Origin of the sequence: Acinetobacter sp. YH01011 (assembly GCF_013420785.1) — a bacterium.
GTDB lineage: Bacteria > Pseudomonadota > Gammaproteobacteria > Pseudomonadales > Moraxellaceae > Acinetobacter > Acinetobacter towneri.
The window spans coordinates 1-23,236 of the sequence record NZ_VOYG01000017.1 but is presented as its reverse complement, the minus strand read 5'-3'; the positions used below and the strand labels follow the sequence as shown (position 1 = coordinate 23,236).

The window sequence follows — 23,236 nt, the reverse complement described above, 5'->3', positions numbered from 1 at the left end:
CTTATTTCCCCACGACCTGAATCACGATCAAGATCATTAGTAAGACCACCACACCAAGTGCCATACTCGATGCGTACTCACGTAATGAACCAGTTTGACGTGAACTTGTGAAGCTATGACCACCTTTCACCAGTGCAGGCAGTACTAACCACATACCATCCACTGGATCACGACCTAATAGTTTGGCAATCAGCAAGTATGGTTTTACAAATACGATGTCATACAACGCATCGAAACCAAGTGCATTACGGCAAATATTGGCAAGACCCGCACCCAATGAAGTTTGCGCGAAACCTTTTACAGCGTTGTAAGCAAAGGCAAATAACACCACGCCTACAGCTAAACCAGCCAAAGCCACGCCAATTGCAACATACTCTGCACCATGTGCACCTGCTTCTAATGCTTCAGGAATCACAAATGCTGGGATTTTTGCAGCATCAAGAATGCTCATCACTGGCGCTTTTAATACAATCGCTAAACCAGTTGAAAGTACTGCAAGCACTGCCAATGGGAACCAGTAAGTTGCGCCTTTGATCTCGTGATACGGTGTGTTTTCTTTACCAAAGAATACAACCCAAATTAAGCGGAATGTATAAATTGACGTTAAGAATGCACCTGCTACACCCACCCAATATAAGGTGTTATATAGCGGAATACCTGCGATATGACTTTGCGTCCAAACTGCTGCCAAAATAGCGTCTTTTGAGAAGAAACCAATGGTCAAGAATGGAATCGCTGCCAATGCACCGCCACCAATTGCGAAACATGCAAATAGGAATTTGTTCTTGTAGAACAAGCCACCCATTTTGAAAATGTTTTGTTCGTGATGGTAAGCCAAAATCACCGCACCAGAAGACAAGAATAATAATGCCTTGAAGAATGCGTGAGTTAACATGTGGAATAGACCCGCTTGGTATGCTTCTGCACCAACTGCCATAAACATATAACCCAGCTGACTCATAGTTGAGTAAGCCAAAATACGTTTGATGTCGGTTTGAACCAATGCTGCAAAACCAGCAACTAGCAAGGTCACAGCACCTGTAATTGAAATGAATAACATCACTTCAGGTGCAAGTTCAAATACGCTGAACATACGGCAGCATAAGTAAACACCCGCAGTTACCATGGTTGCAGCGTGGATTAATGCAGATACAGGTGTAGGACCTGCCATCGCATCGGCTAACCAAGTTTGCAACGGAATTTGTGCAGATTTACCCGCAGCACCCAAGAACAACATTAACGCTGTCCAAATGGTGATCGACGAGCTTTGAGTCATTACATTGGCTGCATTTTCTACGATGTATTGTGTGTTCAACGTACCAAATTGTTGATACAACAAGAACAACGCGATCAGTAGGAAAACGTCACCCACACGTGTTACGGTAAATGCTTTGATTGCTGCAAAACCGTTTGCAGGGTTTTGGTAGTAATAACCAATCAGCAAGTAAGAGCACAAACCTACACCTTCCCAACCTAGGAACAATAACGCCAAGTTATCGCCAAGTACCAACAACAACATGCTCGCAACGAACAAGTTGAAGTAAGAGAAGAAACGTGCAAAGTCTTCTTCACCACGCATATACCATGATGCAAAGATGTGAATTAAGAAACCCACGCCTGTAATCATGCCCAGCATGAGCAAAGATAAACCGTCTAAGTGCAAGCTAAACGCAGGTGCAAAACCACCCACATTGAACCAAGTCCATAAATGTTGAGTCGTTGCAACCGAACCGTTGTTCACAAAGTCCATGCCTGCAATTAGCGCAAATAATGCAGACAGACCCACTGAACCTACGCCAATAATCGCAGCAACTTTTTCAGGTAAGTTGTTACGCCCTGCCGCTAAAAGGATAAAACCAATGAGCGGAAACAATACTGTTAGATATAAATAACTCATCCGCGCATCTCACTAGCAGCATCCACATCCAAATGATGGAAGCGATGATAGAACTGAAGGACGATCGCAAGACCGATACACGCCTCTGCCGCAGCAAGTGTCAAGATCAGGATAAACATGATCTGACCATCTGGTTGTACCCATGCACTACCAGCCAAGACAAACGCCAATGCCGCAGCGTTCATCATGATTTCAAGGCCCATTAAAATAAATAGTAGGTTGCGTCGCACCATCACACCGTAAAAACCGAGTGCAAAAAGAATGGTCGCGACAATCAAACCATGTTCTAAAGGGATGTTGCCCATTATTCTTTTTCCTCTTCTGCACTTGGTTCACGTTTACCGATGTGGAAGCCTGCAACCAAAGCTGCAAGTAATAACATTGCGGCAACTTCAACCAACAATAAGTACTGAGTAAAGAGTGCTTGACCCACTGCTTTTGGACCCACCATTTCGGTGCCCATAAGCGCGCTTGGTGCAGTGTAGTCTGAGCTTAATGACCACACTAAAACCAAACCAATTAGGAAGCTCATCAAAGCTGGGTATGCCCAAGTTGATGAAGTCAACCATTTACGCTCTTGCTCAACAGTTTGCTGACCAAGGTTGAGCATCATCACCACGAATACGAACAAGACCATGATCGCACCCGCATAAACAATGATTTCCAAGGCACCAGCAAATGGTGCACCCACGATCATGAACATGCCTGCAACCGCAAGTAATGACACGATCAAGCTTAATAAAGCATGTACTGGGTTCGCGTTAGTCACTACACGAACCGTAGAAACAATGGCCACGAGTGCCATCAAGTAAAACGGCCACATCATGGTAATAGACTCCGTACATCAATAGGTGCGCTTTCACGTTGCGCTTGACCTTTGTCTTTACCTGTAACAGCCATACCCGTTACACGGTAGAAGTTGTAGTCAGGATATTTACCAGGACCTGAAATGAGTAAGTGTTCTTTCTCATACACCAAGTCTTGACGCACATATTCACCTAACTCGAAGTCAGGTGTTAACTGAATTGCAGTCGTTGGGCATGCTTCTTCACACATACCGCAGAAAATACAGCGTGAGAAGTTGATACGGAAAAACTCTGGGTACCAACGACCATCTTCCTGTTCTGCTTTTTGCAGTGAAATACAACCAACTGGACAGGCAACTGCACAGAGGTTACATGCTACACAACGCTCTTCGCCATCTGGATCGCGTGTTAACACAATACGACCACGGAAGCGTGGAGGTACAATTTCTTCGGCTGGCACTTCCGGATACAAAATGGTGTCACGTTTACGTGTCACGTGTGAGAAAACCATCCACAGTGAACGTACAATTGACCCAAACCCAGCTAGAAACTTAAACATATTGTTCTCCCTGCTGTCTTAGGCCGAATGATTCATAAGAATCACAGCACCAGTTACCAAAAGGTTAACAAGCGCCAATGGCAAGCAAATTTTCCAACCAAAATTCATCACTTGGTCATAACGTGGACGCATTAAAGAACCACGAGCCAAGACAAACATCATCACAAAGAATGCTGTTTTGATAATGAACCAGAAAGCTGCTGGAATGAATGGAATTTCAAGGTTAAACGGCGCTAGCCATCCACCGAAGAATAGAGTCACGATAAGCGCAGAGATCAGTACCACGTTGACATATTCTGCAACGAAGAACATCCCCCACTTCATACCGCCATATTCGACGTGATAACCTTCAGCCAATTCTTGTTCTGCTTCTGGTTGGTCAAATGGGTGACGGTGAGTTACCGCAACGCCTGCAACCACGAAAATCAAGAAACCTAAGAATTGTGGAATCACAAACCAAACATCACGTTGCGCTTCAACAATTTCACGCATGTTGAATGAGCCTGCAATAGCAACCACACCCATGAGTGAAATACCCAAGAACACTTCATAAGAAATGGTTTGAGCGGCTGAACGTAAACCACCAAGCAATGCGTATTTGTTGTTTGATGACCAACCACCAAATAACACCGCATACACTGCGATACCTGCCATTGCCATAAAGAACAACAGGCCAATGCTCATGTCTGCCACACCTAAATAAGGTGATACAGGAATAACCATGAACGACAGTACCGCAGTTGCCATTGCAACTGCTGGTGCCATACGGAACGTAAGTTTGTCGGCAAATTTTGGTGTCCAGTCTTCTTTGAACATGATTTTCAGCATGTCGGCAACAATCTGGAACATACCGCCTGGACCTACACGGTTAGGACCATAACGGTCTTGCCATAAGCCCAGTAAACGACGCTCAATAAAAGACATGAGTGCAGCAATCAATACCACAACCAGTAAGATGACAATCGCTTGAATGACTGAATAGGCAATTGGCCAGTTCTCAGCCCACAGCGGCGTCTGACGGATTAATTCTTGTTGCATGAATTACACTCCTACCGCGACTGAAACAGGCTCTGCAAGAGATACCGTTGGTGCAAGACCAATTGGGTAGCCAATATAACCTGTAGGTAAATATTCAATCACTTGTACTGGCAACACGATAGATGTTTCGCCTGCTTGTACAGTAATTGTTTGACCATCTTGTAGATTCAAACGCTGCGCATCCTGCGTACCTACAGCAAATACTGCTTCAGGAATACGTGATTCCATTGCAGGAGTTTTCACCGTAAATTCCCCCGATGCAAAAATGTGATGCATTGGAATTAAACGGAAGCTGTCTGGATTTGCAAGTACTGGTGCAGGTGCAACATAGCTACGTGCAGGACGTTTCGCCAAACGGTCGAATAAACGAATACCTGCGTCACCACCTTTTAAGTGACCACCCACGTTGTCTTGGAATTTGTTCCAAGCTTGTGGCGAGTTCCAACCTGCAGACCAAGCAAATGGTACAAGTGCCGCTGGCGTTTGATTACCCACATAACCTTCCATAGAGAATGTTAATGCTGAATCTACATCGACAGGTTGTTTTGGTTCGTGAATGGATAACGGTGCACGCATAGCGGTACGACCTGAGTAACGACGTGGTTCACGCGCAACTTTTAAGCCATGTACACGGAAACCTGCATCTGGTGCAACATCTTGAATTGCTTCAAGTGCTGGAACATTCTTCACTACAGATTCAATCACGTCATCTAAAACAGTCCAAGCAATTGCTTTGCCTTTTAAGCCTGTTTCAAGTGCGTGTAACCAGCGCCAAGATTCTTTAATCGCCAATTCAGGTTTGTAGTAGCTTGGGTCATAAACTTGGAAGAAGCGTTGTGCACGACCTTCCTGACTCACCACCGTACCATCACCTTCCGCGAAGCTTGCTGCAGAAAGTACGATATTGGCTTTTTGCACAGTTGCGGTTTCAGCATGATCTAGCACGATGACATCTTGTGCTTTCGCTAAAGCTGCATCGACTTGTACTGCAGGTAAACGACGATATAAGTCATTTTCAACCACAATCACAGCATCATAATCTTGTGCAAATGCTTGCTCTAAGCTTTGCCCACCAAATATAGCCAAGCCCATTGAGTTCACTTCTGGCACAGTTAAGCTTAAACCTGCGTTTTCACCCAAGTTTTGTGCCACTTGTGCAGCCGCTTCCATAATGGCAGCGTCTAGTAAGCTTGTACCTGAAATCACCAATGGTTTTTTCGCAGCTTTTAACGTGTCAGCAATGGTTTGTGCAAATGCTTTCGCATCGTCATCTAAACCTGTGATCACGTCACCTGCAACCGCAGCAGCAATGGCAAAACCTAAACGTGCGATATCATTTGGAGAAGCAACCACTTCACCTGTTGCGACATCAGCTAAACGAGTTTGCGTTGCAGCCAAAATGTAAATTGGTGATTTTGCATCTTGCGCAATACGTTGCACAGGTTCAGCCAACCAATCTGGCGTACGACGCTCTGCCGCCATTTCTTTGGCTTTGTTTTTCGCCGCTTGACGAACAGACAACGCCATACGTGGTGCAGTTTGGGTTAAATCTTCACCCAAAATTAACACAGCATCGTAGTCTTCAATTTCACGCATACCCGGGTTGTAAATCCCTTCGGTTTGCATGATTGAAGCTGCAAGTTCAACCAAGTTTTGCTCTTTTTGCGATAAACCTGTTGAGTAGTTGTCTTGGCCAACCAACTCACGCAAAGCAAAGTTTGATTCAAGCGATGCACGCGGTGAACCAATACCCAAAACTTTTTTGCCTTGAACTTTGGCAATAATCGTATCAAGTGCAGCATCTACAGAAACGGTTTCTACGCTCGCACCGTTACGGAACTGAGGCTGACGTGGACGATCTTCACGGTTCACATAACCTGTACCGAATCGACCTTTATCGCATAGGAAGTATTGGTTGACTTCACCGTTAAAGCGGTTTTCTACACGACGCAATTCGCCATAACGCTCACCCGGAGAGATGTTACAACCTGAAGAACAGCCTTGGCATACGCTAGGCGCATACTGCATGTCCCACTTACGGTTATAACGCGCAGAGTGAGTTTTGTCGGTGAATACACCTGTTGGACAGACTTCAGTCAAGTTACCTGAGAATTCAGATTCCAAAGTACCCGATTCAGGACGACCAAAGTAAACACGTGATGCGTTGGCATAGACACCAAAGTCTGTACCGCCTGCATAGTCTTTGTAGTAACGCACGCAACGATAACACGCGATACAACGGTTCATTTCATGCGCGATGAACGAACCAAGCTCTTGGTTATAGTGAGTACGTTTAGTAAAGCGGTAACGACGACGATCGTGCTGTGTCATTACAGTCATATCTTGTAAATGACAGTGACCACCTTCTTCACAGACTGGACAGTCGTGTGGGTGGTTGGTCATCAAGAACTCTACAATTGAAGCACGGAACTCAGTTGCTTCCTTGTCTTCAATCGAGATATAGGTATTGTCAGCAGCAGGTGTCATACATGACATCACCAAGCGACCACGAGTATCTTCAGGGTTCGCATATTGGGTCACGGCACATTGACGGCAAGAACCGACAGAACCTAAGGATGGATGCCAACAAAAGTACGGAATGTCGATCCCAAGGCTCAAACATGCTTGCAGCAAGTTTTCCGAGCCATTGACTTCGTACGATTTTCCATCGACATGAATTGTAGCCATAGTCGAATTCCTTAAGCTTGTTCTACGTTGCTAGCTTGAGCAGCAGGACGGCTATTTGCCACTTTTGCTTCAAACTCGCCACGGAAATATTTGAGTGCGCCCATTAATGGCTCCATCGCACCTGGTGCGTGAGCACAGAAGGTCTTACCAATCCACAATTTTTTGGTGAGTTCTTGAAGATGTTGAATGTCTTCTTCTTTCCCTTCGCCATTTTCAATTGCTTTGAGTGCTTTTACAGCCCACGGTAAACCATCACGACATGGGGTACAGAAACCACATGATTCGCGCGCAAAGAATTCTTCTAAGTTACGGGTTGCAGAAACCATACATTGGGTTTCATCGACCACCATAAGCAAACACGTGCCTAAACGTGAACCTGCCTTCATGATGCTTTCTGCATCCATAGGCAAGTCAATGTGTTCTGCTGCCAAGAAGTCGGTAGATGCACCACCCGGTAACCATGCTTTTAGCTTCAAGCCATCACGCATGCCACCCGCATAGTCTTCAATTACTTCACGTGCAGTCGTACCAAATGGAAGCTCCCATAGACCTGGGAATTTCACCTTACCAGAAGCACCGTAAATTTTTGTGCCAGGGTCTTTCGATTTACCTGCAGATAAACCGATATACCACTCTGCACCACGCAACATGATTGCAGGTAAGTTGTTATAGGTTTCTACGTTGTTGACAATCGTTGGACGACCCCATGCCCCTGCAACTTGCGGGAATGGTGGTTTAGTACGTGGGTTAGCACGGCGACCTTCAAGCGAGTTAATCAATGCGGTTTCTTCACCACAGATATAACGACCTGCGCCTGTATGCACGTATAGCTCAAAGCCCCAGTTGGTACCTAAAATGTTTTCGCCCAAATAACCTTTGGCACGAATTTGCTCAATCGCTTCATTTAAGTACTGTGCAGCTTCGATGTATTCGCCACGAATAAAGATATAGCCGTGGGTAGCTTCAAGCGTGTACGCAGCAATCAGCATACCTTCAATCAGTTGGTGTGGAAGTTTTTCCATCAACAAACGGTCTTTGAAAGTACCCGGTTCCATCTCATCGGCATTACAAATCAGGTAACGTGGACCTGAATTGTCGTTTGGCGCCATCAGTGACCATTTGATCCCTGCTGGGAAGCCTGCACCACCACGACCTTTCACTGTCGCAGCTTTAATGACTTCAAGCACATCTTTAGGCGGCATAGAAATCGCTTTCTTAAAGCCTGCATAGCCTTCTAGTGCTTCGTAATCATCTGCATTACGCACGTGCTCTTGCTTGCTTAAACGCCAAGTTAATGGATGCGTTTCTGGGTTACCGTCACCATAAATTGGTCTTGGTTCGGTATTCATACATACTTCTCCAATAACTGTTGCACCGATGTCACCTCAACTAAACCGTGAGTATCTTCATCAATCATCAAGGTTGGACCCTTATCGCAATTTCCTAAACAGCAAATTGGCAATAACGTGAAACGACCATCTGCAGTCGTTTGACCAAACTGAATGCCTAATTCACGCTGGAATGCTTCTGCAAGTGTTTCTGCACCCATCAAAAAGCATGCAATCGAGTCACACAATAAAATCACGTGACGACCTACAGGCTGGCGATAAATACGGTTATAGAATGTTGCGACACCTTCTAAATCAGCAACGCTGATGGTTAGAAGCTGTGCAATCGCATTTAACTGCGCATCATCTACCCAGCCATTACGGCGCTGTACACACTTCAAGGCATCTAAAGATGCTGCACGTGGGTACGGATAATGACCAATGTGATGTTCAATTTCATGGATTTCTTCCGCAGTCAAAATCCCTTCAACATTCACACGTGGCTTTTTATCAGTCAAAATCATCATAATGCGTTTACCCCTTAGCGATCCACGTCTGCCATTACGACGTCAATGGTCGCTAAATAAATGATTAAGTCAGATACCAGACTGCCGTTAATCACAGAAGGCATTTGCTGTAAATGCGTGAAAGTTGGTGTACGAATACGGGTACGGTAACTCATCGTTGACTTATCTGAAGTCAAGTAGTAGTTCGATGCACCTTTCACCACTTCTGCCATTACAGATGCTTCACCAGCAGGCATTACAGGACCCCAAGACACGCTTAAGAAGTGCGTAATCAGGGTTTCAATATCTTGTAATGTCTTGTCTTTTGGTGGTGGAACAGCCAATGGATGGTCTGCTTTATATGGACCAGATGGCATGTTATCTAGACATTGTTTGATGATTTTCAATGACTCTTCGATTTCACGGAAGTGAACCAGTACACGTGCGTAAGCATCGCCTTCGTACTCTACAGGTACTTCGAAGTCATAGTTTTCATAACCACTGTATGGACGGTATTTACGCACGTCAAAGTCGATACCTGTTGCACGTAAACCAGTACCTGTCACACCCCAAGCCAAGGCAGATTTCGCATCATACTGCGCTACGCCTTGCGTACGACCCATGAATACCGAGTTGCGTAATGCCGCAGTGTAGTATTCGTTCATACGTTTTGGCATCCACTCTAAGATTTCACGAATCAGGTGTTGCCAATTGTTTGGTAAGTCGTGTGCGGTACCACCGATACGGAACCATGCTGGGTGCATACGGTAACCGGTAATAGCTTCAATCGCATCGTAGATTTTTTGACGGTCTGCGAACATATAGAATACAGGGGTCATACCGCCCGCATCCTGAATTGCAGTACCAATGAACAATAAGTGGTTATTGATACGGAACAATTCCGACATCATGACACGGATACATTGTGCGCGGTCTGGCACAGTAATGCCTGCCAGTTGTTCCACACCCATGACATACGGCATGTTTTGCGCACAACCACCCAAGTAGTCCACACGGTCTGTATAAGGAATGAATGAATGCCAAGTTTGACGCTCAGCCATCTTTTCCACACCACGGTGGTGATAGCCGATATCTGGCACACAGTCTTTCACTTCTTCACCATCCAACTGCAAAATTACACGGAACGCACCGTGCGCAGATGGGTGGTTAGGACCCAAGTTCAGGAACATGAAGTCTTCGTCTTTATTACCGCGCTTTAAGCCCCAATCTTCAGGCACAAAGCGAAGGTGTTCTTGCTCGAAGTCTTGTTTGGCTTGGTTCTGCATATACGGTGTATATTCCGTTGCGCGTGCAGAATACTCTTTGCGTAACGGGTGACCTTCCCAGTATGTTGGCAACAAGATACGACGAAGCATTGGATGCCCTTCGAAGTTGATACCAAACATATCGTAAGCTTCACGCTCGTACCAGTTGGCATTTGGCCAAATGTTGGTTGCTGTTGGAATGTTGAGATCGCTTTCATTCAACGCAACTTTAATACGAATGTCCGTGTTACGCTCAAGCGATAACAAGTGATAGAACACAGTAAAGTCAGACGCAGGTAGACCATCGCGGTGAGTACGCAAACGCTCATCTACCGCAGACAAGTCGAACAACATCACGTATGGACGTGACACTGTACGCAAGAACATTAAAACTTCTTGTACACGTGCGCGCTCAACCCAGACTGTTGGAAAATCTTCAAAAGTCGTTTGCACATAGAAGTTCTCACCAAATTTGGTTTTGAGCTCTTCTACAATTGCAAATGCTGGGCGTGAATCAACTGCTGTTGATTCTGGCATAGCAATGTCAGTTTCAGCCATTGGCTTGGCTTCCTATTTAATACAAATTCAGTCAACCTAAACGACAACTACACCCGTCGGGTGCATCAATATTTGTACGTTTAAATTATTTAATTTCATCCATAGAGCGTAAGTTTTTCACCGCAATACGCTGTGCATTCTTACGGTCACGTTCTGGCATCATCTTCGGCTTATACACTGGCTTAAGATCATCACCAATCACCGCTGACAACGGACGACGCTCTAATTGAATTTGGTCTTGTAATAACATCAATGCTTGGATTAATGCTTCAGGACGTGGTGGGCAACCCGGAATGTACACATCCACAGGAATGATTTTATCCACACCTTGCACAACTGAATAAATGTCGTACATACCACCTGAGTTTGCACATGCGCCCATTGAGATTACCCACTTAGGCTCAAGCATTTGCTCGTACAAACGCTGAATTACAGGTGCCATTTTCACAAAACACGTACCTGCAACAATCATCAAGTCTGCCTGACGCGGTGAAGCACGAATAACTTCTGCACCAAAACGTGACAAGTCATGCACACCTGTTAAGGTAGTTGCATACTCTACGTAGCAGCACGATGTACCAAAGTTAAACGGCCAAACTGAGTTCTTACGTCCCCAGTTTACTGCTGTATGTGCCAAGTCTTCTAAACGAGTCATGAACACATTTTTATTCACTTCTTCTTCAAGCGGATCGGTTACGATTTGACGCTCTTGAAGTGGATATTGATCAGCATCGGGATTCGCACGGGTTAAGGTATATTTCATCCCGAGTTACTCCTTGTCAGATGAGGTAGTCGCAGATTTTTTTACACGACCAGAGGATTGAGCTGGAATTTGACCGGTAGGGTCCGTTACCAATTCTTCAATTGAGTTAAAGCGTGTGATTTCTGCAAGATCCATATTTGGCGAACCAATTTTAGGTTTAATCCCTGCTGCTTTACGCTTATCAGATGGAGCCCAGTTCAGCGCACCAGTTGATAATTCATAAATTAAGCCAACGAGTAAAACTAAAATAAATACAGCAGCCGTTGCAAAGCCCACCCAACCTACTTCACGAACAGAAGCTGCCCATGCGTATAGATAAAGTGCTTCTAAGTCGAAAACAACGAAGAAAATTGCAACCAAATAGAACTTTGCAGATAAGCGGATACGTGCTCCACCAGCACCTACAACACCCGACTCAAACTGCTCTTGCTTCGCACGCCCCCATGATTTACCCCCAAGGAGTAAAGGAACGGTCAGCATAAAGACGCATAAAAATGTAACGCCGATCACGAAGGCAATAATTGCCCATTCGTATGGAGTAATGGCACTCATGCGGGGATAACTCCTGGCAGGCCTATTTATTAACAAAGAATGTATGTATTGGCCTTCAAATACACCAAACACAAAATTAATCACGCCAATTGTACCTGATTTATGATTTCACTTGCTAGTTCATAAGTCTTAGTCTTTCGGATGATTTTTTATTCAAATACTTGATATTTTAGAATTCCACTACTCCGTAGGGCTCTTAATCGCTTTAACAAATAGATAAGTCAGTTGTGATTATTTTTTCCAAAACACCAATTGAGCGGTTCGTTGCAAAGTTTTTAAATTTATAGAGAGATCATCGCAACTTCAGGTTTCAGCTTAGTTTAAGCCGTACAAAAGTTTGTGTAGTTTTTGCAACTTAAGCCCTGAGTTTCTTTAATTTTTCACTCAGAGTGTGCTATTCCTAGTAAGCATTAAAAATTTGAATAATAAGGAGTAAACACATGAGCTTAGACTATACCCACAAACCAAATTACTTTATGTTTGCGCAATTATTTATTCGTCATTTGCAAAATTATTTTGAAAAACATCCTGACGCACAAAATGCAATTTTTGACCTGCGTGATATTTACGAATTATTTCGCCAAGACAAAGCATCTGCCACCATTAATTTAGACGGCATTATGAATATTGCAGATGAATACCGCCTTGAAACCTTACAAGGCGATCAAAAATTAATTAGCCGTTATGCGATTGATCCACAAAACAATTCTTTATTGGTAGATTTTAACCGTGAGGCTTTAGACAGCTTAAAACAAGGCAAAGTAATTTTGCCACCTGATGCAACGCTGCAAGAATAAAGCCGTATAGAATCTGCATTAAAGTGTGTCGCTTAAAACAGCTAACACTTTCATAAAGCACAAAAAAGCGAGCATCTGCTCGCTTTTGAGTATTGAGAGCCACAAGCCCTCCATCTAGAATAATTTAGCTTTTACGTGACAATAAAAACTCGGAAATTTGCTGTAACTCTAAGACGGTATCAGTTTTAAAATATGCCAACGCAGCAAAGGCTTGATCGTGCAATTCTTGTGCATAAGCTTGTGCTTTTTCCAAGCCCATGAGTGCAGGATAGGTCGATTTTTCAACTTGTTCATCTTTCCCTGCAGTTTTACCTAGTACTTCAGTATCCGAAATAATATCTAAAATATCGTCTTGTACCTGAAAGGCTAAACCAATCGCCTGCGCATATTCACGCAATTGCGGAATCGCTTTATCTCGTCCATCAAACACGGTCACAGCGGCCATCATCACCGCTGCAGAAATTAACGCCCCTGTTTTATTACGGTGGATATTTTCCAAAGTCGCCTGATCTACCTGTTTACCTTCAGACTGCAAGTCTAAAACCTGACCACAGACCATTTTTGAAGAAGCGGTGGCTAAAATTTGCATCTGTTTGAGCACAATGCCTTGATCTACTGCAACAGCCTGATCAAACAAACGACTGCCTAAAATTTCAAATGCCATCGACTGTAAAATGTCGCCTGCCAACAATGCTGTATCTTCACCATACGCTGCATGGCACGTCGGTTGCCCACGACGCAACAAGTCATTGTCCATACACGGCAAGTCATCATGTGCCAATGAATAGCAATGAATCAGCTCAATCGCAACTGCAGCACGGCGTACCGCAGCAGAGTTTTGATTCGGTCTTAATGCTGCGGTGGCATAACACAAGGCAGGGCGAACACGTTTTCCACCCAACATGACGGCATGATGCACGGCAGACTTTAACGGTTCTGGCAATGCAAAAGCCTCTAAAGCGGTAAGCAAGTCTTGCTGAATACGTTGTTGGGCTGCGGTTAATGCATGCGCCTGTAAATCGTGAAGTGATGACACATTCGCCTCGAGTGGTTGGTTCATGTCTAATAAGCAGTAAGCTGCCTGTGTTGCAGCATTGTACCTGTAATTCAAAGTTTTTTAAGCCTTAACTGAACTGATATAACATTTCAGCCATAAGAAAGCCCCTATCGAAATAGAGGCTGTATTTAGTTAACTAGAGTCTATGACACTTCGTCTATCCTATCCTTCACTGCGCCTTGCACTGCAAACAAAACTTATTCTAATGTTTCCGCAGGTACACGCACCCAACCTTCCATTAATACACGTGCACTACGGCTCATCACAGCTTTTTTGACTTGCCATTGTCCATTTTCCTGCACGGCTTGCGCACCCACACGAAGCGTACCTGATGGATGTCCAAAGCGCACTGCTTCACGCTCTCCCCCGCCCGCAGCCAAGTTGACCAATGTTCCCGGAATGGCTGCAGCTGTACCAATCGCGACTGCTGCTGTACCCATCATGGCATGGTGTAATTTACCCATCGACAATGCACGTACCAATAAATCGGTATCTTCAGCCTGAATTTGTTTACCACTTGAAGATACATAACTTTTTGGCGCAGAAACAAAGGCAATTTTTGGCGTATGTTGGCGTTTTTCAGCTTCAGCAATTTCCTGAATCAAACCCATTTGTTTAGCACCATAAGCGCGAATGGTTTCAAAACGTGCCAAAGCTTGTGCATCACCATTGATTGCATCTTGCAGTTCTGTGCCTATATAACCAATTTCTTCTGCATTTAGGAAAATTGTTGGAATACCCGCATTAATAAAGGTCGCTTGGAATGTTCCTATATCTGGCACATGCAAAGTATCCACCACATTTCCAGTTGGGAACATTGCCCCACCTTCTTCGCCATCATCGGCAGGGTCTAAGAATTCAATTTGTACTTCTGCGGCAGGAAAAGTCACGCCATCCAACTCAAAATCACCCGTTTCCTGCACCTGACCATGCGCCATAGGCACATGCGCAATAATGGTTTTTTCAATATTTTTTTGCCAGATACGTACAGTACAAATGCCATTTTCTGGAATTTTACTGGCATCGACCAAGCCATTGCTGATCGCAAATGCACCGACTGCAGCTGTTAAGTTACCGCAGTTGCCACTCCAATCGACAAATGGCTGATCAATCGAAACTTGCCCAAACAAATAATCGACATCGTGATCGGGTTGAGTGCTTTTGGCTAAAATTACGGTTTTACTGGTACTTGAGCTTGCACCGCCCATTCCATCAATTTGCTTGGCATAAGGGTCTGGACTGCCAATCACACGCAATAAAATTTGATCTCGAATTTTGCCTGGCAGCTGCGCTGCTGCAGGTAAATCATCAAGTTTAAAAAATACACCTTTACTGGTACCGCCACGCATATATGTTGCTGGAATTTTAACTTGTGGTGCAAAACGCATGAATTTTATTCCCTTGTTTTTTGATTGTTATGGCCATATAAAAAGACCCTTTTGCATCATAACGGTTTTTATTCAAAAGGTATCGCGGTCTTGACTTAAGTATAAAAAAACAACATTTGGTAAATTTCACCCTAACCAGTCATCTTGATTTATAAGGCAAAAATAAAATTAATATATTGATTCACTTATCTTTTATACAAATAAAAACCATAAAATATTTTAATATTTATTATAAATTTATTTCATTATTGCCTAGCTACTAGGCTAATGAAATTTGATCTATTACAATCTTGTCACTTTTTCCTTGTCGGGCTGAATACTTTGAACAACGAGTCTTCACAACTTCAGCGTGGCTTAAAGAACCGCCATATTCAATTGATTGCCATGGGTGGCGCAATTGGTACAGGCTTATTCTTAGGTTCCGCGCAGGTCATCCAATCTGCTGGCCCTTCTATTATTTTGGGTTACGCCATTGGTGGTCTTATTGCATTTTTAATTATGCGCCAATTGGGGGAAATGATTGTTCATGAGCCCGTTGCAGGATCATTCAGTCACTTTGCCTATAAATATGCAGGTAAATTCCCTGGCTTTTTAGCAGGTTGGAACTACTGGATTTTGTATATTTTGGTGGCAATGGCAGAACTCACCGCAGTTGCCAAATATATTAACTACTGGTGGCCGCATATTCCTGCTTGGACTTCGGCACTGTTCTTTTTCATTGTGATTACCATTATTAACTTGGGCAATGTAAAGTTCTATGGTGAGTCAGAATTCTGGCTAGCAATCATTAAAGTCGCTGCTGTGGTTTCGATGATTGTGTTTGGTTTATATCTCTTACTTTCTGCAGATGCCAATTCAACCGCATCATTCAGCAACCTTTGGGCGCATGGGGGGTTCTTCCCGAATGGCTTTGAAGGTCTGTTCTTCATGCTTGCATTCCTCATGTTTGCCTTTGGCGGCATTGAGTTGATTGGTATGGCTGCCGCAGAAGCGCAAGATCCTGAAAAAACCATTCCTAAAGCCATTAACCAAGTGGTGTTCCGTATTCTAATTTTCTATATCGGTTCACTCACCATTCTATTGTCTTTAGTGCCTTGGAATCAGTTAGATTTAGGTGGTTTAGATAAAAGTCCATTCGTAATGATTTTTAGTCAAATGGGCATTGAATGGGCAGCGCACTTACTGAATTTCGTGATTTTGACTGCGGCACTTTCTGTGTATAACAGTGGGATGTATGCCAACAGCCGTATGCTGTTTGGTTTAGCCAAACAAGGTAACGCACCAAAAATTTTCCTAAAAGTGAATAAACAAGGTGTGCCAATTCCAGCAGTATTATTCTCTGCGGTATTAATTTTCGGCTGTGTATTGTTGAACTACTTTGTACCTGAAGAAGCTTTAAGCCACCTCATGTATATTGTTGTGGGTGCATTGGTTTTAAACTGGGCGATGATCAGTTTGACTCACCTTAAATTTACCAGCACACTGAAAAAATTAGCGATTCCAACTAAGTTCCCTGCGCTATGGTCACCATTTAGCAACTATTTGGTTTTAGCGTTTATTGCAGTGGTACTTTATATTATGTGGACTCAAGGCTTTAAAGAATCAGTCATTATGATTCCTGTATGGGTGGTCTTGATGTACATTTTATTTAGAGTGCTTAATACGAAAAAACCTTAATTTGCATAGTACGCATAGTACAGATTTCTAAAAATTGAAAAGTTATTGCTTCGGCAGTAACTTTTTGCTTTTAAGCCCCCCCCTTTTAATAGCCCATAAATAAAGTGCTGCACTTAAAATAATTTAAATTCCAACCTATTGTTTTCAGTTGATATTTCAACTTTTTGTAGCAAAAACTACATCATTTACATTCTAAATGATAAAAAGACTCTACATGAGAAGAGTTCTTAGTTATCATTTGAGCACAAAATTTGTCGTGTGAATAAACTATGAATGCGTACGCTGCTCAACCTGCCAATGTCTTGACGATCCAACAGCTCAGTAAAAAGTTTGGTTCGCGTTTTGCAGTGCAACAAGCAACATGGTCAGCGATGAGTGGACAAATTGTGTGTTTATTAGGTCATTCAGGCTGCGGCAAAACCACAATGCTACGTCTGATTGCAGGCTTGGAAACACCAAGCAGCGGCACAATCCAACTGGAACAAAATACCTTGTGGAGTGAGCAAGCACAGATTCCTGCGGAAGCACGCAATATTGGTTTAGTGTTTCAGGATTATGCACTTTTCCCACATTTAAGTGTGTTAGACAATGTTATGTTTGGCTTAAAGAAATTTCCCAAAGCGCAGCGGGAAACCATTGCCAAACAAGCTTTAGCGCATGTTTCCATGTTGCATCATCAAGACAGCTATCCATATACACTTTCGGGCGGCGAACAACAACGCGTTGCCTTAGCACGTGCCTTAGCACCAGAACCGCAAGTTTTGTTGATGGATGAACCTTTTTCAAATTTGGATCATCGTCTGCGTGATCAAATTCGTCAAAATACCATTCAACTCCTCAAACAAACTGCAACGACTACGGTTATCGTGACACATGACCCAGAAGAAGCATTGCAAATTGCCGATCAAATTATTTTGATGCATCAAGGGCAAATTATTCAAATTGGTTCACCGAAACAACTTTATTTACAGCCTAAAACGTTATTTGCTGCACGCTATTTTTCCACATTGAATGAAATCCCAGCGCAAATCGATCACCAAGAAATTCATACCGTATTTGGCAAGATTGATTTGCCAGAACATACCACCGCTCAAGATTCACTGGTCTGCTGCTTCCGTCCGCATCACTTGCGTGTCAGCCAAACACCAAGTGAAAATGCGTTGCCCGCAAGCGTTGTGTCATCCAGTTTTATGGGTCATGCACAACAACTGCATCTAAAACTACGCGATCATGATCTCACGCTTTTAGCACAAGTGAACCACCTTCAAGATATTCAACCTACTGATCAGGTCTATGTTTCTGTCGATTTAAACAGCTGTTATTACTTGGCTTCTGATGAGCAATCAGCCACCACACCGCCTTCTTCTCAGACCGCGATTCAGGTTTAGATTTCAATTTAAATTTTTTAATTAGGAATACTGTATGAAACCATTGTCGAAACTATCATTGCTTGTTACAGGTCTACTTGCATTTGGTGCAAGTGTCGCACAAGCAGCGGAAGTCAATTTATACACCACACGTGAACCTGTGCTCATTCAAACTTTATTGACTGAATTTACCCAAAAAACTGGGGTAAAAGTGAATACGGTTTTTATTAAAGATGGTTTATTAGAACGTGTGAAAGCAGAAGGCCGTCGCTCGCCTGCCGACGTGATGCTGACTGTAGATTTTGGGAATTTGGTTGATTTGGTTGAAAGTGGTCTAACTCAGCGCGTGAGTTCTAAAACCTTAAATAGTGCAATTCCTGCCAATTTACGTGCTGCCAATGGTCATTGGTATGCCTTGTCGATGCGTGCACGTGCAGTCTACGCCTCTAAAGACCGTACACCGCTTAATGCGATTACTTATGAAGATTTAGCCAATCCAAAATGGAAAAATAAAATCTGTATTCGTTCAGGCAACCATCCATATAACACTGCTTTAATTGCAGCGTATATTGCCCATCATGGCGAAAAACAAGCCGAAACTTGGTTGCGTGGCGTAAAAGCCAATTTAGCCCGTCCAGCCAGCGGTGGTGACCGTGATGTGGCACGTGATATTTTAGGAAAAATTTGTGATATTGGCGTAGCCAATACCTACTATGTCGGCACGATGCGTACAGGCGATGCCGAACAACAACGTTGGGGCAATGCCATTAACGTGGTACTTCCGCGTTTTAAAAATGGTGGAACGCATGTCAACGTATCGGGTGCAGTGGTTTCAAAACATGCACCAAACCGCAAAGAAGCCGTGCAACTGCTTGAGTTTCTAGCTTCAGATCATGCACAAGCCATCTACGCACAAAACGGCTTTGAATACCCAGTCAAACCTGGGGTAAAAATTGACCCTATTATTGCCAGCTTCGGTAAACTCAATATCGACTCGATTCGCTTAAGCGATATTGCACGTCACCGTAAAGCCGCCAACTTATTGGTCGATAAAGTCCAGTTTAACCGCTAAAATTTCCTGCTTTTGTCTTACAGTGCAGCGCTTTGCACTGTAAGATGCTCTGCTGCTCCCTCCCCCTTATTTAGTACCTCTATCGCAATGCTTAAAAATAAATTTAATTTTTTATTTTCGCTCAGTGGGTTATTGACGCTACTCGCCTGTTTACCTGTGCTCGCTTTAATTTGGACAGCATTACAAGGTGATAGCGAAATTTGGGGGCATCTGCTGCGTTATGTAATTCCACACACGTTGGCAGAAACAGGGATTTTATTGTTGGGTGTGGGTATTCTCACCATCCTGATTGGTACAGGCAGCGCATGGATTGTAACAGCATATCAATTCCGAGGTCGTGCATTTTTAGATTGGGCCTTACTGCTGCCTTTAGCCGTACCAACTTATATTATTGCGTATAGTTATATCGACATTTTGCACCCCATTGGCCCTGTGCAAAGTATCCTGCGGGATGGGTTTAATTTAGAATTACAACAGTTTTGGTTTCCTAATATTCGTACAGTTTGGGGCGGCATCTTCTTGCTTAGCTTTGTACTGTATCCGTATGTGTATTTAAGCACCCGTGCAATGTTTCTGATGCAATCGGCCAGTTTAATTGAGGTTGCACGTACATTAGGATTAAAACCCGATCAAGTGTTTTTACGTGTTGCAATTCCACTGGCACGTCCTGCAATTGCTGTGGGTACTAGTCTGGTTTTAATGGAAACCATTAATGATATTGGTGCAACAGAATTTTTAGGCATTAAAACCTTAACTTTGTCGATTTATTCAACCTGGACCAATCAGTCCGATTTAGCCAGTGCTGCACAAATTGCCATTTTCATGTTGATGATTATTACCTTATTGGTGTTAGTAGAGCGTTTAGGACGACGTAAACAGCGCTATATGAACTCGGCTCAACGCAGCCGTTTAATGCCTGCACAATCGGTCAAAGGGCTTAAAGCGCTTGTGTTACTAGGCGTGGGCTTAATTCCTGTTTGTATTGGCTTTTTAATTCCAACCAGTCATTTATTGGTCGAATCCTATAAACGCATTCAATATGCAGGCTTTTCAGATTTCCTATTACAAGCCTCAATCAACACACTAATCCTTGCCAGTCTTGCAACTGTGGTAACTATTTTGATTGGTTTCTTTATTGTCAGTGCGGCACGTTTTAGCAAACACAACTGGTTTAGCCGTATTGCCAGTTTAGGTTATGCCATTCCAGGAACTGTTTTAGCCATTGGTCTCATGTTGGCTTTGGGCAAAATTGATCATGCCGTTGCAGATTTTTTAGAGTTTAAATTAGGGATACACACAGGTTTATTATTTCTCGGTACTAGTTTTACCCTTATTTATGCTTATGCTGTGCGTTTTTTAGCTATTTCAGTAGGTGGCATTGAGTCAGGCTATAACCGTATTCATGGTGTTTTTGATGATGCTGCACGTAATTTAGGACAAAACAGCTTTGCGATTTTATGGCGTGTGCACTTGCCATTATTGCGTCCTGCCATTATTTCTGCAGCTTTATTAATTTTTGTAGACTGCATGAAAGAGCTGCCAGCAACTTTATTGCTCCGTCCTCTAAATATGGAAACACTCGCTACCCAATTGTATGCAGAAGCTTCTAGAGGAACCTATGAAGATGGTGCTGTGGCTGCCTTGCTAATTGTATTGGTCGGTCTTATTCCTGTTATTTTATTGGCAAAGCTTGGAAAAACCACACGTTGATCTGTCCCATTGTTGCTAAATATGCAGAGCAACAATGGGTTTTAGAATAAAAATAGTATTTTTTTTAACCAATCAAAAACACCCTACCAAATGCGAATTTATTAATTTTATTTCTTATTTATCAAATACTAATAGATAAAAAACACCTCTTTATTAGAACAAATACTCTATTTGGTTTAATTTTTATACTGAATAGTTTTTTCTAGAGCATTTACTCTTATTTTAATTGTGATATTTTTGTCACATGGAGTAACAAATGGTCTCGGTGAATACAAGCCGAAATCATCCTAGATGAAAGCTTAAAGCATCAACAAAAACTGTCATAAAAGACTTTATAGCCCAAGGGAAATGTATAATGAAATTAAAAGCACTAAGCACAGCAATGATTTTAGCAACTGTACCAATGACAGGTGCTTTTGCTGCAGCTCTAGATCGTTCTGGTCAATCTATTGCTGCGTTCTTACAACCGGGTAACTATTTTGAAGCAGGTATTTCTGTATTAGATCCAAATGTTTCTGGTAAAGAAGCAGGCACAAGTGATACTCGTCGTAGTATTGGAGATATGGCAGGCGATTATTATTTCCCTAGCGCAGCCCTAAAACTTCAACCAACAAAAAACTTCTCATTTGGTATTTTATACGATCAACCATATGGTGCTGATGCTGCTTATACTGGTAACAATGTTTTCGTTTCAGATGCGACCAATACAATTCTAGCACCTGAAGCTTTGGCTGGGATTCGTCAAACCACCATTGATACACAAGTTGCAGCAAATCTTCCTGGAGCATTAGCTCAAAATCTACAAGCAGGCATAGATAGTACTGTTTCAGCCCAAGCTGCTGGACTTGTTGCAAGTGGTGCAGCCCCTACCCAAGCAATTGCAGAGTCAGTAATTCGTAGTAATACTGCTGCGATGACAACGATTGAAAATGGCGTTACAGCTGCAATCACTCAAAATGTTCAAAATGCGGTGACTCAAGCAGTTGATGCTGGTTTGGCTAACGTAAATGACCTATTAGGAACAGGAAATACTAGCGTAGAAGTTGATACACAAAACCTTTCTTTTATTGCTGGTTTCCAACCTACTGAAAATTGGAATATTTATGGTGGTGCCGTTTACCAAACCATTAAAGGTAATGTAGCACTTCGTGGTCAAGCATATAGCCTATTCAATGGTTATGATGCATCAATCCCTGAAGATAGTGCAATGGGCTGGTTAGCTGGGGTTTCATACCAAATTCCTGAAATTGCCTTAAAAGCATCTTTGACATATCGTTCAGAAATTGATCACGACGTTAATGTGCGCGAAACATTACCAACTCTTGAAGCATTAGCATTACTGCCGAATGGTGCGGCAGCAGCAGGTGCTATCGCAACTTCAGAAGGTAAAACTACAATTACCACACCACAGTCTGTAAATTTAGATTTCCAAACTGGAATCATGGCAAATACTGTGGCATTTGCAAACTTACGTTGGGTAGAGTGGTCTAAGTTCTCTATCCGTCCACATAAATTTGGTCTTGTAAGTGAGGCTGTAGGTCCTCTAGTTCAACGTCCTAATGGCTTTAATCTAGTTGAATATGAAGATGACCAAATTTCTGCAACTGTAGGTGTTGGTCGCAAATTAAATGACCAATGGGCTGGCAACGTATCTGTAGGTTGGGATTCTGGCGCAGGTAACCCTGTATCAACTCTTGGTCCTACTGAAGGTTATTGGAACGTGGGTCTAGGGGTTCAATACTCACCTGCACCAAACTACTTTATTGCAGGTGGTGTAAAATACTTCATGTTGGGTGATGCTAAAGCCCAAACAGGTGCTCAAGCAGGCGGTTCTGATTATGTTGCAGAGTTTGAAGACAACGATGCATGGGCATACGGTTTAAAAATCGGTTACCGCTTCTAATTCAATTTTTTTTCAAAAGAGCCACCCTTCGGGGGTGGCTTTTTTTGCACTTAAAACTACTCGTTTTTATACAAGTGTTAACTAACCCCAGTTACGGATAAGCCAAAGATTTAATCACATGAATTTTAGGCTTATTCTTTTGGCAAAGTTGATACGCACATAGTGAAGAAAATACGCCTGCTAAAAAACCAGCAATCGAACGATGTTTACTCGTAACTAAGTGATATTTTTCTTTCAATAATCCTATCAATGTTTCAATTCTTTTACGTTGTCGTAGATGAAATTCATCAGAAAATGGCAATAAG

Annotated in this window: 19 protein-coding genes and 1 pseudogene; 6 read left to right on the top strand and 14 right to left on the bottom strand. The window is 43.0% G+C overall.

Going from position 1 to position 23,236, the window contains the following annotated elements:
* Window position 1 precedes the first annotated feature (1 nt).
* The 11 genes from nuoL to ndhC form a co-directional block, all read right to left on the bottom strand.
* Window positions 2-1,897 (bottom strand): NADH-quinone oxidoreductase subunit L, encoded by a 1,896-nt coding sequence (nuoL, locus tag FTT78_RS11575; protein WP_131261529.1) that lies wholly within the window; start codon window positions 1,895-1,897, stop codon window positions 2-4.
* Window positions 1,894-2,202 (bottom strand): NADH-quinone oxidoreductase subunit NuoK, encoded by a 309-nt coding sequence (gene nuoK, locus FTT78_RS11570; RefSeq protein ID WP_004975463.1) that lies wholly within the window; start codon window positions 2,200-2,202, stop codon window positions 1,894-1,896. The genes nuoL and nuoK overlap by 4 nt, the downstream gene beginning before the upstream one ends.
* On the bottom strand, window positions 2,202-2,720 hold the full coding sequence (gene nuoJ, locus FTT78_RS11565) for an NADH-quinone oxidoreductase subunit J (protein ID WP_171062597.1): 519 nt from the start codon (window positions 2,718-2,720) through the stop codon (window positions 2,202-2,204). Before nuoJ ends, nuoK begins: the two co-directional genes overlap by 1 nt.
* On the bottom strand, window positions 2,720-3,262 hold the full coding sequence (gene nuoI, locus FTT78_RS11560) for an NADH-quinone oxidoreductase subunit NuoI (RefSeq protein WP_004975460.1): 543 nt from the start codon (window positions 3,260-3,262) through the stop codon (window positions 2,720-2,722). Before nuoI ends, nuoJ begins: the two co-directional genes overlap by 1 nt.
* Window positions 3,263-3,280: 18 nt before the next feature.
* Window positions 3,281-4,300 (bottom strand): NADH-quinone oxidoreductase subunit NuoH, encoded by a 1,020-nt coding sequence (nuoH, locus tag FTT78_RS11555; protein WP_004975457.1) that lies wholly within the window; start codon window positions 4,298-4,300, stop codon window positions 3,281-3,283.
* A 3-nt stretch (window positions 4,301-4,303) separates the two neighbouring features.
* Window positions 4,304-6,988 carry an NADH-quinone oxidoreductase subunit NuoG gene (gene nuoG, locus FTT78_RS11550; protein ID WP_131261530.1) on the bottom strand — a complete coding sequence of 895 codons (2,685 nt, stop codon included), beginning with the start codon at window positions 6,986-6,988 and terminating at the stop codon, window positions 4,304-4,306.
* A gap of 11 nt (window positions 6,989-6,999) precedes the next feature.
* A complete protein-coding gene (nuoF, locus tag FTT78_RS11545) occupies window positions 7,000-8,337 on the bottom strand; it encodes an NADH-quinone oxidoreductase subunit NuoF (protein WP_004975453.1) in 1,338 nt (445 codons plus the stop codon).
* Window positions 8,334-8,843, bottom strand: a complete 510-nt coding sequence (gene nuoE / locus FTT78_RS11540; protein ID WP_004975451.1) for an NADH-quinone oxidoreductase subunit NuoE — start codon at window positions 8,841-8,843, stop codon at window positions 8,334-8,336. The genes nuoF and nuoE overlap by 4 nt, the downstream gene beginning before the upstream one ends.
* Before the next feature lie 14 nt (window positions 8,844-8,857).
* Entirely contained in the window at window positions 8,858-10,645 is a 1,788-nt protein-coding gene (gene nuoC / locus FTT78_RS11535; RefSeq protein ID WP_004975450.1) for an NADH-quinone oxidoreductase subunit C/D, read from the bottom strand.
* Between the two features lie 85 nt (window positions 10,646-10,730).
* Window positions 10,731-11,408 (bottom strand): NADH-quinone oxidoreductase subunit B family protein, encoded by a 678-nt coding sequence (locus FTT78_RS11530; protein ID WP_004975447.1) that lies wholly within the window; start codon window positions 11,406-11,408, stop codon window positions 10,731-10,733.
* A gap of 6 nt (window positions 11,409-11,414) precedes the next feature.
* Window positions 11,415-11,960, bottom strand: coding sequence for an NADH-quinone oxidoreductase subunit A (ndhC, locus tag FTT78_RS11525; protein WP_004975445.1), 546 nt, complete (start codon window positions 11,958-11,960; stop codon window positions 11,415-11,417).
* A gap of 440 nt (window positions 11,961-12,400) precedes the next feature.
* Here ndhC and FTT78_RS11520 point away from each other — a divergent pair, with 440 nt between their 5' ends.
* A complete protein-coding gene (locus FTT78_RS11520; RefSeq protein ID WP_004975444.1) occupies window positions 12,401-12,757 on the top strand; it encodes a hypothetical protein in 357 nt (118 codons plus the stop codon).
* 124 nt (window positions 12,758-12,881) lie between these two features.
* On the opposite strand, the gene FTT78_RS11515 is transcribed toward FTT78_RS11520, so the two are convergent.
* The gene (locus tag FTT78_RS11515; protein ID WP_178866902.1) at window positions 12,882-13,817 is read right to left on the bottom strand and encodes a polyprenyl synthetase family protein; all 936 of its coding nucleotides are present in this window, start codon (window positions 13,815-13,817) and stop codon (window positions 12,882-12,884) included.
* A 194-nt stretch (window positions 13,818-14,011) separates the two neighbouring features.
* On the bottom strand, window positions 14,012-15,202 hold the full coding sequence (gene prpF / locus FTT78_RS11510; RefSeq protein WP_180044320.1) for a 2-methylaconitate cis-trans isomerase PrpF: 1,191 nt from the start codon (window positions 15,200-15,202) through the stop codon (window positions 14,012-14,014).
* Window positions 15,203-15,523: 321 nt separating this feature from the next.
* Here prpF and FTT78_RS11505 point away from each other — a divergent pair, with 321 nt between their 5' ends.
* The 5 genes from FTT78_RS11505 (at window position 15,524) to FTT78_RS11485 (ending at window position 22,931) form a co-directional block, all read left to right on the top strand.
* Complete coding sequence (locus tag FTT78_RS11505; protein WP_180044344.1) at window positions 15,524-16,879, top strand: amino acid permease; 1,356 nt, start codon at window positions 15,524-15,526, stop codon at window positions 16,877-16,879.
* 269 nt (window positions 16,880-17,148) lie between these two features.
* Complete coding sequence (locus tag FTT78_RS11500; RefSeq protein ID WP_178866906.1) at window positions 17,149-18,267, top strand: ABC transporter ATP-binding protein; 1,119 nt, start codon at window positions 17,149-17,151, stop codon at window positions 18,265-18,267.
* Between the two features lie 34 nt (window positions 18,268-18,301).
* On the top strand, window positions 18,302-19,318 hold the full coding sequence (locus tag FTT78_RS11495; protein WP_178318218.1) for an extracellular solute-binding protein: 1,017 nt from the start codon (window positions 18,302-18,304) through the stop codon (window positions 19,316-19,318).
* 87 nt (window positions 19,319-19,405) lie between these two features.
* Window positions 19,406-21,028, top strand: coding sequence for an iron ABC transporter permease (locus tag FTT78_RS11490; RefSeq protein ID WP_180044318.1), 1,623 nt, complete (start codon window positions 19,406-19,408; stop codon window positions 21,026-21,028).
* A 355-nt stretch (window positions 21,029-21,383) separates the two neighbouring features.
* Complete coding sequence (locus FTT78_RS11485; RefSeq protein WP_004975430.1) at window positions 21,384-22,931, top strand: outer membrane protein transport protein; 1,548 nt, start codon at window positions 21,384-21,386, stop codon at window positions 22,929-22,931.
* A gap of 91 nt (window positions 22,932-23,022) precedes the next feature.
* Here the strand turns inward: FTT78_RS11485 and FTT78_RS11480 are convergent.
* Window positions 23,023-23,236, bottom strand: a pseudogene (locus FTT78_RS11480) (IS982 family transposase); the annotation flags it as partial.

Coding starts and splice junctions, on each gene's coding strand:
- nuoF (WP_004975453.1), bottom strand. CDS start 8,337: ATGAATACCGAACCAAGACCAATTTATGGTGACGGTAACCCAGAAACG.
- FTT78_RS11495 (WP_178318218.1), top strand. CDS start 18,302: ATGAAACCATTGTCGAAACTATCATTGCTTGTTACAGGTCTACTTGCA.
- nuoG (WP_131261530.1), bottom strand. CDS start 6,988: ATGGCTACAATTCATGTCGATGGAAAATCGTACGAAGTCAATGGCTCG.
- nuoC (WP_004975450.1), bottom strand. CDS start 10,645: ATGGCTGAAACTGACATTGCTATGCCAGAATCAACAGCAGTTGATTCA.
- prpF (WP_180044320.1), bottom strand. CDS start 15,202: ATGCGTTTTGCACCACAAGTTAAAATTCCAGCAACATATATGCGTGGC.
- FTT78_RS11515 (WP_178866902.1), bottom strand. CDS start 13,817: ATGAACCAACCACTCGAGGCGAATGTGTCATCACTTCACGATTTACAG.
- ndhC (WP_004975445.1), bottom strand. CDS start 11,960: ATGAGTGCCATTACTCCATACGAATGGGCAATTATTGCCTTCGTGATC.
- nuoI (WP_004975460.1), bottom strand. CDS start 3,262: ATGTTTAAGTTTCTAGCTGGGTTTGGGTCAATTGTACGTTCACTGTGG.
- FTT78_RS11485 (WP_004975430.1), top strand. CDS start 21,384: ATGAAATTAAAAGCACTAAGCACAGCAATGATTTTAGCAACTGTACCA.
- nuoJ (WP_171062597.1), bottom strand. CDS start 2,720: ATGTGGCCGTTTTACTTGATGGCACTCGTGGCCATTGTTTCTACGGTT.
- nuoE (WP_004975451.1), bottom strand. CDS start 8,843: ATGATGATTTTGACTGATAAAAAGCCACGTGTGAATGTTGAAGGGATT.
- nuoL (WP_131261529.1), bottom strand. CDS start 1,897: ATGAGTTATTTATATCTAACAGTATTGTTTCCGCTCATTGGTTTTATC.
- nuoK (WP_004975463.1), bottom strand. CDS start 2,202: ATGGGCAACATCCCTTTAGAACATGGTTTGATTGTCGCGACCATTCTT.
- FTT78_RS11490 (WP_180044318.1), top strand. CDS start 19,406: ATGCTTAAAAATAAATTTAATTTTTTATTTTCGCTCAGTGGGTTATTG.
- FTT78_RS11530 (WP_004975447.1), bottom strand. CDS start 11,408: ATGAAATATACCTTAACCCGTGCGAATCCCGATGCTGATCAATATCCA.
- nuoH (WP_004975457.1), bottom strand. CDS start 4,300: ATGCAACAAGAATTAATCCGTCAGACGCCGCTGTGGGCTGAGAACTGG.
- FTT78_RS11520 (WP_004975444.1), top strand. CDS start 12,401: ATGAGCTTAGACTATACCCACAAACCAAATTACTTTATGTTTGCGCAA.
- FTT78_RS11500 (WP_178866906.1), top strand. CDS start 17,149: ATGAATGCGTACGCTGCTCAACCTGCCAATGTCTTGACGATCCAACAG.